Below are 9525 nucleotides of genomic sequence, written 5' to 3'. Positions count from 1 at the left end.
GATGAGAACAATCTCGTAGTCGTCATCGAGCAGCCGAACCTGTTCGGGACGCAATAGCGGTGCACCTTGATGTGAATTCTGAATGGTCCAGTCGAACGTTCGCGCCTGGCTGTGGGAAATCGATTTGGCTTCAAACGTGTATTCACCGATGGCCTTGGAAATGTAGTTCGGAGTCTCGTCATCAGCCGTGGCCATGAACACTTGCAGTCCGGTATTGCTGAGAAAATTCTGCTTGCCAGCCTCTCCATAAGCCCCCGTCAGTGCCGAAAGGCTTTGGATGATGAGCATGAAACGCCCCTTGTAGCCCGCGATAGTCGTGATTGCGGTCTCGATCGCTTCCAGCTTACCCAAGTGCTTGAACTCGTCGAGCAGGAAGAGAACCTCGTGCTTTTCATCCCGGCGGGCCAGCGACCGCTGCAGAATTGAAACGATTTGCTGAAAAAACAAGCGTATCAGAGGCGCGATCACCTCAAGGTCGTTCGGACCAACGCAAAGATAGATGCACGTTCTGCGACGGCGAAGATCATAGACCGAAAAGTCCGAGCGACTTGTGGCCGCCTTTACAGCGGGATCCGCCCACAGGTTGAGCCCGCCATCGCCGAGCACGGAAGTGTAGGAGGTTAGGATTTTCGTATCGTTCCCCGCCATGTCGTCGAAGATGCGTTGTGCCTCTTTGTTCTGGGTCTCCATGGCGAGTCGCGCGAAGAGCTTAAACTTCTCCCCCGGCTGGGCGAAGAGGTCATAGACGGCGCCGATTGTTGGCGTGCCCCGCTCGATGCAGGCAAGGATTCCCGCGACAAAGATATCTCGCGCGCCGCTGACGAAACCTTCCGCGCCCTCCCCCTTGGCCGTAATCAGGTTTGCGGCCAAGCGGCGGGCTTCGGTGAATTGCTGCTGTGGAGGCAACGCTATAAGATCCAACAGCGGATTGTAGCAGTTTGTGCGCCGCTCCGAATCCAGCGGCGCGAATTTAAACACGTCGTCACCTGCGGCTTTGCGCGCCCTCGAGGTGAGCTCAAAGAGCTCCCCCTTGACGTCCAGAGCTATCACCGAGCCTTTGAATGTAAGTAGCGTTGGAATGACTATGCCGACGCCCTTGCCAGCGCGGGTCGGTGCAACGATGAGGCTGTGAGGCTGCTCGCCATTGGTCAGGTAGTAGCCAGGCCAGAAAGGGCCACTTGTCTTCCCAAACACCGGCCCTGTCACGCCACGGTATCGTCGCAGATATCCCGTGCGTCGCATTTCATCCACTCGAGCCCAACGAGCCGTCCCGTGGTGTTCGAGCTTGCGGCGCAATACGATCTGCTGAATCAGCAAGACGACCGCGGACGTCGAGAGCACGATAGCCGCGCCCCGATAGAAAACGGGGGTTGCGAAACCCAAATAGAAGGGCGTCTCAAACCAAAAGGCACGGACATCAAACGCCATCAGAGCCTCGCCGCTGCCGCCGTGGCGGAAGGTTGCGTAAAGACTTGCCGCACAGAAGCCCACGGCGAGTGAGCACGCGATGCTAATGGCTATGTTGGGGGGCGTCGTTTTTGTTGAAAGCATTGTTCCATTGCCGGATTAGCCGTAGCTAATGCTGCGCGTGCTTCAGAGACCGAACCGGCGTCGCGCGATGTCGCCGCTCGACAGATCGATGCCGCAGCGGGTGGTGCGATGCTTGCAGCGCATCACCCGGCAGACGTGGTTTTTGAAAGTTACACTAAGCAGGTACGTCAACGGCCAGCGAATTGGAAACGGCAAGGCCGTAAACGGAATTCGGGAGAGAAAGCGTCACTGTACCATGGCCGAGACCTCAACGGCCGGAGCGATCTCTGCTTCTGGTGGCCTCCATTAGGTCCTCTCGGGCGTGATTGAAGGCGTGGTTTATGGACCGCCCGATTTGAGCACCCCGCTGCAGCTGTTCATACGAGGTTTGCGGGCCTACTGTATCACGGACTGCAGCCTCAATACCTGCTATGTGGCCGTCCAGATTCGCACTCCGTTCCTCTGCTGCATGCTGCGGCGGCGGCATGTGCGGCAAGATGTCTTGCATGCCGGGAAAAACTGAGTGAGCTTGGGCCTGTTGGTTTGCGTCTAACTGTTGATACATGTTGAGAATAGCATTGGATGCCATCATCCTGACATTGCCATCCGGATCAGAAGAAGCCAATCCAATGGCCTGATCAAGAATGCGAGATTTGTTTTCGTCAGTAAACTTACTGAAGTGTGGCGCAACGTAATAAGCTCCGAGAGCTTGCGACGGCGGATCCATGTTGCCAATGCGATTAACAATAGCATCTTGCAGCCCTGGCGTTAGGTAATCGCCTAGATTACTGGCCGCTCCGACTTTCTGCAATGCTATGTCATCCGTGCTGTACCCCAATTCGGCTGTTAATGTCGCGGCCAGATCGATGGCTGATCGTCCAAGACGATTGGTCCGCCTTTCAAATCTCGCGAGGTCAGTTTCTGGCCCGGGTTGAGTGCCCCGAACGGCTGTTCGCTCGTGCGTCCCGAGGCCTTTGAAGCCCCCAAGATTTCGCGCTGTATCGCGCGGGTTAGCGGTTACCAGCCGTTCTGCAACATCGCTCAATGGCCCCTCTGGAACGTCACGGAGGCTACTGCTCCCCACGCCTTGAGATGATCTTGCAGCTGCACGTGCCCGTTTGTTATCGCGATCCATTGCTCGCCTCCAAAGTAGTTATTCTACCCAATGAGGTTACCACCAAAGCTTGACCTGCTAAACCGATATGATGTTACAGTTGTAGTATGGCAAAGGGTTCCCAGCTCTGTGGGTCTGCCAAGTGCCCGTCCAAGCCGAAGAAAATACGATGAAGCTGGCATCAAATGCGATGTGAACTGCCCCGGGCATTCCGGTGGCCGTTTCGTTTGAGTCACGCGGCTATGGCTGGTTCATCCAACATGCCGTAGTAGCGTTCCTCGGCTTCGGCCGGCGGGATGTTGCCGATGGGCTCCAGCAGCCAGCGATTGTTGAAGCAGTCGACCCATTCGAGCGTGGCGAACTCGACGGCCTCGAATGAGCGCCAGGGTCCGCGTCGATGGATCACCTCGGCCTTGTAAAGACCGTTGATCGTTTCCGCGAGAGCATTATCGAAAGAGTCGCCGACACTGCCCACTGCGGGTTCGACGCCGGCCTCCGCAAGCGCTCGGTGTATTGAATGCCGAACCCTAGAGAATCAGCCCTCAGAGCCTTTGGTAATAGACCGACCCCTCGCACCTGTTTGGGCTGGGTGTACAAGTCAGGTTTTCATCAGGTTGGACGAGTATGTCTGGCAGCCAGAGCGCGACCACTTCCGTGCCCGCCCGCTCGTCTGGCAGACACACAAAGGAGAAAGACATGCCGTCAGCTACAAGCAGCGCCATCGTTTCCTGCCGCAGATCATCGCCCATCCGGTCTGGCCCTCCTTCAGGTCCCCTTGGCCTGTGTCTCGTCGAGGAAATGGCCCGGGAGCGGGATCGTGGTTTCGTATGAGACAATCCGCCGGTGCGGCAACAAATGCGGTCCGCATACGGAGCCATTACGTCGCGGCACTTGATATTGCAGTGCAGCAAAGGTAGAGGGCCGCCCCTTATCGGAGTGTCGTCCATGGTCCTTACCAATACTGGTAGCGAGGCAGAACCCGTCGAACAGTCGAGCCATCCGGCAATCGAACAGCAAAGCCCCGAGGTGCTGATGCTAGGCGCGCTCGGCGTTGTCTATGGCGATATTGGCACCAGCCCGATCTACGCGTTCCGTGAGGCGCTGGTGGCGTCGTCGGGCGGCAATGTCGCCGAGCGCGGCGATATCCTCGGCGTTTTGTCATTGATCATCTGGTCGCTGACGATCATCGTCACCATCAAGTACATCATGTTCGTGCTGCGCGCCGATAACGGCGGCGAGGGCGGCGTGCTGTCGCTGATGGCGCTGGCGCGCGGCAGTTTCCCCAAGCGCTCGGCGCTGATGCTCGGCATCGGCATCGTCGGGGCATCGCTTTTCTTCGGTGATGCCGTCATCACACCGGCGATATCGGTGCTGTCGGCGGTTGAGGGCATGAATGTCGTCACGCCGACCTTCCAGCCCTATGTCGTGCCGCTGACACTGGTCATTCTTACCATGGTGTTTGCGGTGCAGCGCTTCGGCACGGGCGGGGTAGGATTGGTGTTCGGCCCGGTGACGGCGGTGTGGTTCCTGGCAATTGGCCTTTCCGGGCTCAACCACATCATCGCCGATCCGGAAATCCTGTGGGCGGTGAGCCCGCACTACATCGTCGCGTTTCTGATCAATTCGCCCGACGTCGCTTTCGTGACCATCGGCGCCATCTTCCTCGCCGTCACCGGCGCCGAAGCACTCTATGCCGATCTCGGCCATTTCGGCCGCAAGCCGATCGTGCTGGCCTGGCTGGCGATCGTGTTTCCCTGCCTGCTGCTCAATTATGCCGGGCAAGGCGCCTTCGTGCTGGCCAAGAATGGCGTCGTCGGCCGTCCATTCTTCGAGATGAACGAAGGCTGGACGCTGATCCCGATGGTCGTGCTGGCGACGGCCGCGACTGTCATCGCCAGCCAGGCGGTCATCTCCGGCGCCTTCTCGCTGACCCGGCAGGCGGTGCAGCTCAATATGCTGCCGCGCCTGGAAATCCTGCACACCTCGGAGAAGCAGTCGGGCCAGATCTACATGCCGCGCGTCAATCTGTTGCTGGCGCTGGCGGTGATGCTGCTGGTCGTCGGTTTCGGCGAATCGAGCAAGCTCGCCTCCGCCTATGGCATCTCGGTGACCGGCAACATGCTGGTGACGACGGTGCTGCTGTTCGTCGTCATGACCCGGATCTGGAAATGGCGGCTGTGGGTGGCGGTCGCCATGACGGCGCTGTTCGGCTTCATCGATGTCGGCTTTTTTGCCTCCAACATCGTCAAAGTGTTCGAGGGTGGCTGGGCTTCGCTGGCGGTGGCCTTCACCATTGTGCTGGCTATGTGGACCTGGGTGCGCGGCAGCCGCTATCTGTTCGACAAGACCCGCCGCAACGAAATCCCGCTCGATTTCCTCGCCGGCAATCTCCTGAAGAAAAAGCCGCAGCTGGTGTCCGGCACCGCGGTGTTCCTGACGAGCGATCCACTCAGCGCGCCAACCGCGCTGATGCACAGCCTGAAGCACTACAAGGTGCTGCACGAGCAGAACGTCATCCTTTCGGTGGTGACCGCGCCGCAACCGGTGGTGCCCGACAGCGACCGGGTCAAGATGGAGACGGTCAACGAGCTGTTCATGCGGGTGACGCTGACCTTCGGCTACATGGAGCAGCCGAACATCCCGCGCGCGCTGGCGATCTGCCGCAAGCAAGGCTGGAAGTTCGACATCATGACGACCTCGTTCTTCCTGTCACGGCGTTCGCTCAAGGCCTCGCCCAATTCCGGCATGCCGGTGTGGCAGGACCGGTTGTTCATCGGCCTGGCGCGTACGGCGGCCGACGCGACGGAGTACTTCCAGATCCCGACCGGACGCGTCGTCGAGATCGGAACGCAAGTGACGATTTAGGGCATGCCGCGGTTGAGAAGAATCGGTGCTGTCACATTGATTGAGCGGTAAGGAAATTCAGGTAGCAGCGCGCCCGGCACTGTAAGTTTCAGCGGCTTGATGCAGCGATAGCTGGCCGGGACGGCTGTCACGCTGTGGCGACACACGCGATTTTGTTCCAGATTTGCATGGGGCGTTACGCAGGTCTCGATGTTGAGCCGATGACAGCGCATTGCAGGGAAAGTGAGCAGGTCGGCAATCGGATCATGGATGGAAACGAACCGCTGAAGCTGGCGTGCCGACTTGAAGCGTTTCATGATCCTTTCGCGTCGTCGGGTCGGCTGGTGCGAATTTTCCGCTCGATTATTCAGGCCTGTGTGCGACCGGTGTTCGACGCCGGGCATGAGGTCGCGCATGGCGGCATCATAGGATCGGAGCTTGTCGGTGATCATGATCCGTGGTGTCCGCCCTTGAGCTTTCAGCAACTTGCGCATCAGACGCTTTGCCGCCTTGGCATTTCGGCGGCTTTGTACCAGCACTTCGAGGACGAAGCCGTCCTGATCGACGGCACGCCGGAGCCACTGCTTCTTGCCACTGATAGCCACGACACATTCGTCGAGATGCCATTTATCGCCCAGGCAGCCGGCTGATATTGATCTCCTGGGCGGAATGCCGTCCGAATTTCTCCGCGCAGCTTCGAACGGTCTGATGCGTGACGATGATGCCGCGGGCCGCCAGCATGTCCTCAACCATGCGCAGGCTGAGCGGAAAGCGAAAGTAGAGCCATACCGCGTGCGCAATGATCTCGGCGGGAAAGCGGTGGCGACCATAGAGCGGATCACGAGCAACTTCTGACATGGCCCAATGTACGCACATCTTCATAAGCTGTCGGTTGACTTTACGATGCCGCGCCAAGCGAGCAGCATCCGGCCGGCGGGGCCGACCCCGTCTCCCGGCCGTGAGCAGAACGGCATCGCGCAGGTGCCGCTTCATCCTCGACCGGCCAGCCTGCTTTGCCGTTACCGCCGCCGCCGAAAGCGCCAGGCGTTGCCGCCAGGCGCCGATCCGCCGGCAGCGGTTCGTTTCCACCGATGATCCGAGTGCCAACCAGTTCCACTTTCCCCCAATACCTGCGTAACGCCGCCATGCAAATCTGGAACAAAATCGCGTATGTCGCCGCAGCATGACAGCCGTCCCGACCAGCTATCGCTGCATCAATACGCTGATATCTTTACAGTGCCCGCACGCCTCTCGCGCGCCAACGGCCAGTCGGGTGTCGCGAATGAGGCGCGCTGAAGCCATCCGGCTCAGCCGATCATGGCGCTTCGGTTGCCGGGTTCGAGGTCGTGGCCTCTGCCGCTGCGCGATTCTAGCATTTGCGCCTTGGAGAGCTCTGCTTCAGCCTCGGCGAGGCATGGCTCGGCTGCGGTTCTCTGCCGCAGAAGGTCCGATTGCGAATTCTTGACGTTGTCACGACGTAGGCGAGCGGCCTTGGCGAACGTCGGATAAGCGAAATGATTGACATCGGAGATGCCGGCCTTCGTTTCCTCGGCGTTTAACTGGAAGTCCAGTTCTCGCGCCATGCGTTCGAAATCGGCAATCATGATGTCTAGCTGGTGCAACTGTCGCCGCTTCTCATTCACCTGAAATTGCTTCAGTCGGACCAGATTACCTCGTGGCTTCATGACTCGGTACTCCGGTACCCATTTCGTCCAATCAAACCGCTCTCTCCCCTTAACGTTAGGCCTACAGCGACTCTCACGTTTTCTGCTGCGAGCGGAAACATATTTTCCAAAATCCTTGGCCGATGGCTATGAGTTCAATGGCATCGACAAGCATGCGAGCGGGGGACTTAAGGGGCGGTAAAAAAAGCGGAATAGGGCGATTTTCACAATGTCTGCATTGAACGCGTTGAGACCTGCGGCGGGCTTGACACACAAAGCAATCGTCAAGATTTGCGACATGGACGCCGGGGGGCATGAATACGCCCGCCGTCAGCTACACGCCCCCCGATTTCCGCCGCCTATTATCGCCCACGCGGTCTGGCTTTATTTCCGGTTTCCGCTGAGCCTGCGCCTGGTTGAGGAAATGCTGCTGGAACGCGGCATCGTGGTTTCGTATGAGACAAGTCGCCGGTGGGGCATCAAGTTCGGGCTGGACTGCGCTCGCTGCTTGCGCCGCAAGCCGCCGTGCCGGAATGACGTCTGGTACCTGAACGAAGTGGTCGTCACCATCGCCCGGCAAAAAGCTTTGGTTGTGGCGCACCGTCGACCAGGATGGATATGTGCTGGACGAAATCATGCAAAACCGCCGCAACACCAAGGCCGCCAAGCGCTTGCTGACGCGGCTGTTGAAGAAGCAGGGGCTCGCGCCGAAGCGCATGATCACCGACTAGCTGCGCTCGTATGGAGCGGCAAAGCGACAGGTGATGCCGGACGTCAAGCACCGGTCGCACAAGGGGTTGAACAACGGAGCGGAGAATTCCCATGTGCCGCCGCGAAAACGGGAGCGGATGATGCAGGGGTCCGATCGCCGAGAGGCCTGCAACGCTTCGTCTCGACCTTGTCAGCCCTCCGCAACCTCTTCGTCCCGCCCCGCCCCAAACGTTCTGCTCTCGCCATACATGTTCATCGCCTCAGCGCGATGGCGCTGGTGATATCACGACGCGTTTGTACCGCTCGACCTACGCCACAGGTGCCGACGCTGTGACGAGCTTCGTCGGTCGCGTGTCGAGTGACGGCACCGGGGACAATTATCGTCGACCGCAGTCCATTGCCCAGACCAAGGCGCTTCTCGGCGTCGGCACGATGGCAAATCGCAGCGTCACGATCTCGGCCGCTGCCCCTTCTGGCGGCGTGGACGGTGATTTCTGGGTGCAGCCGTAATGGCCCTTTACGTCAAAGCCTCCGGGGTCTGGGGGGCGGCCAGCGCCGTCTGGGTGAAAATCTCAAGCCTCTGGACCAAGGCTCGACAGGTCTATGTGCGCAGCTCGGGCGTCTGGGAGAAAATGTTCCCGATAGATCTGGTCTTCAATGGCACTCACGAAGACTCGACTGCCACGACCGTTTACACCCACACCAGCATTCCGCTTCTTGTCGCGCCACACGCTAATCGTCGTGTCATCGTGACAACTGAGACCACTGACACCGAAAGTGCAGTGACCGTCAACAGTATGACGATTGGGGGTGTGGCTGCCACCCTTCTCGCTCAGGTGGAAAGCATCTTCAATTCTGGTGTGGTCTATCTGTCAGTGTGGTCAGCCCTCGTGCCAACCGGTACGACGGCAACGATCGTGACCACGTATAGTGAGAGCGTGTTCCGTGACTACATGTCGGTCTATACGACCACCGATTGGGATGGTGTGGTGGGCACTGTTGCCTCTGACAACAATTCAACGGGTGGCCTGACAACGACCGTCAGCATTGGTGCCCTGGGCGCAGCGATCGCAATTGCGGGCAACGCCACCAAGGGGGCATCGGCACTGCGACATGGACCGGGCTGACCCAACAGTTCTCAAACACACCAGTCACGGATACAAACCACAGCGGAGCAATGGCCATAGCTACCGCCGCCCAAGCTGCCCTCACCGTAACCTGTGCCTACAGCACTACTCCAGCACTTGCCGCACTGCTGGTGGTTCCGCGGTGCGCAACTCCTGACTGGCGACGGCGTCGGCCACATGCCTTACGGACTCGTATTGCCAGAGCTTGTAATCGTCGACAAACCAGCCAAGTCGGCTCTCGATCGCCGTAGCAAGCTCGTTATAGTCGAGGCTGTCGAGGCCGAGATCCCGCATTCTGGTTGTCATCGAGACCTCTACTTTTTCGGCAACTAGAGCGTTGAGGGTTTTGAGAACCAGTTGTTCAATTTCAAGTAATGTCATCACTAATACATGCCTTTTGATTGCAGATTCAGGTAATGCAACCCTGATCGGGGCCCAACCCCCAAAACGAGGTGTGCCGTTGAAACATGTTCTTGTCATTGACGATGATGCCGCAATGCGGCGCCTCATCGCCGAGTATCTCACGATGCATGCC

At 58.9% G+C, this 9525-nt stretch carries 7 protein-coding genes and 5 pseudogenes; 5 read left to right on the top strand and 7 right to left on the bottom strand.

Features of this window, described 5'->3' with window-relative positions; translation table 11 throughout:
• From virD4 to NKH02_RS33395, 3 genes and pseudogenes are all read right to left on the bottom strand, one after another.
• Window positions 1-1551: type IV secretion system ATPase VirD4 (virD4, locus tag NKH02_RS33405; protein WP_352559169.1), on the bottom strand; the 1551-nt coding region annotated here is incomplete at its 3' end.
• A 247-nt stretch (window positions 1552-1798) separates the two neighbouring features.
• A complete protein-coding gene (locus tag NKH02_RS33400; protein WP_245260339.1) occupies window positions 1799-2575 on the bottom strand; it encodes a hypothetical protein in 777 nt (258 codons plus the stop codon).
• A 301-nt stretch (window positions 2576-2876) separates the two neighbouring features.
• Window positions 2877-3146: pseudogene (locus NKH02_RS33395) on the bottom strand (integrase core domain-containing protein); the annotation flags it as partial.
• Between the two features lie 443 nt (window positions 3147-3589).
• On the opposite strand from NKH02_RS33395, the gene NKH02_RS33390 reads away from it, so the two are divergent.
• Window positions 3590-5509: a potassium transporter Kup gene (locus tag NKH02_RS33390; protein ID WP_352884043.1), complete on the top strand. Its 1920-nt coding sequence runs from the start codon at window positions 3590-3592 to the stop codon at window positions 5507-5509.
• A gap of 127 nt (window positions 5510-5636) precedes the next feature.
• On the opposite strand, the pseudogene NKH02_RS33385 reads toward NKH02_RS33390, so the two are convergent.
• The 3 genes and pseudogenes from NKH02_RS33385 to NKH02_RS33375 all read right to left on the bottom strand — a co-directional run bounded on the left by NKH02_RS33385 (window position 5637) and on the right by NKH02_RS33375 (window position 7173).
• A pseudogene (locus tag NKH02_RS33385) lies at window positions 5637-6346 on the bottom strand (IS6 family transposase).
• Between the two features lie 75 nt (window positions 6347-6421).
• Window positions 6422-6673: pseudogene (locus NKH02_RS33380) on the bottom strand (DUF1403 family protein); the annotation flags it as partial.
• A gap of 122 nt (window positions 6674-6795) precedes the next feature.
• Entirely contained in the window at window positions 6796-7173 is a 378-nt protein-coding gene (locus NKH02_RS33375) for a hypothetical protein (protein WP_023679574.1), read from the bottom strand.
• A gap of 293 nt (window positions 7174-7466) precedes the next feature.
• Here NKH02_RS33375 and NKH02_RS33370 point away from each other — a divergent pair.
• From NKH02_RS33370 to NKH02_RS33360, 3 genes and pseudogenes are all read left to right on the top strand, one after another.
• Window positions 7467-8197: pseudogene (locus NKH02_RS33370) on the top strand (IS6 family transposase).
• On the top strand, window positions 8194-8373 hold the full coding sequence (locus NKH02_RS33365; RefSeq protein WP_031194388.1) for a hypothetical protein: 180 nt from the start codon (window positions 8194-8196) through the stop codon (window positions 8371-8373). Before NKH02_RS33370 ends, NKH02_RS33365 begins: the two are co-directional and overlap by 4 nt.
• Complete coding sequence (locus tag NKH02_RS33360; RefSeq protein ID WP_023737119.1) at window positions 8373-8990, top strand: hypothetical protein; 618 nt, start codon at window positions 8373-8375, stop codon at window positions 8988-8990. Before NKH02_RS33365 ends, NKH02_RS33360 begins: the two co-directional genes overlap by 1 nt.
• 105 nt (window positions 8991-9095) lie before the next feature.
• On the opposite strand, the gene NKH02_RS33355 is transcribed toward NKH02_RS33360, so the two are convergent.
• On the bottom strand, window positions 9096-9371 hold the full coding sequence (locus NKH02_RS33355) for an acyl carrier protein (protein WP_023679571.1): 276 nt from the start codon (window positions 9369-9371) through the stop codon (window positions 9096-9098).
• Between the two features lie 79 nt (window positions 9372-9450).
• On the opposite strand from NKH02_RS33355, the pseudogene NKH02_RS33350 reads away from it, so the two are divergent.
• Window positions 9451-9525, top strand: a pseudogene (locus NKH02_RS33350) (DNA-binding response regulator); the annotation flags it as partial.

The sequence above is a fragment of the Mesorhizobium sp. M1396 genome, assembly GCF_040317725.1.
Lineage (GTDB): Bacteria > Pseudomonadota > Alphaproteobacteria > Rhizobiales > Rhizobiaceae > Mesorhizobium.
This window is presented reverse-complemented; position numbering and strand designations above follow the sequence as displayed.

Excerpts from the sequence above, each read along its gene's own strand:
- NKH02_RS33390 (WP_352884043.1), top strand. The coding sequence starts at position 3,590 with ATGGTCCTTACCAATACTGGTAGCGAGGCAGAACCCGTCGAACAGTCG.
- NKH02_RS33375 (WP_023679574.1), bottom strand. The coding sequence starts at position 7,173 with ATGAAGCCACGAGGTAATCTGGTCCGACTGAAGCAATTTCAGGTGAAT.
- NKH02_RS33360 (WP_023737119.1), top strand. The coding sequence starts at position 8,373 with ATGGCCCTTTACGTCAAAGCCTCCGGGGTCTGGGGGGCGGCCAGCGCC.
- NKH02_RS33355 (WP_023679571.1), bottom strand. The coding sequence starts at position 9,371 with ATGACATTACTTGAAATTGAACAACTGGTTCTCAAAACCCTCAACGCT.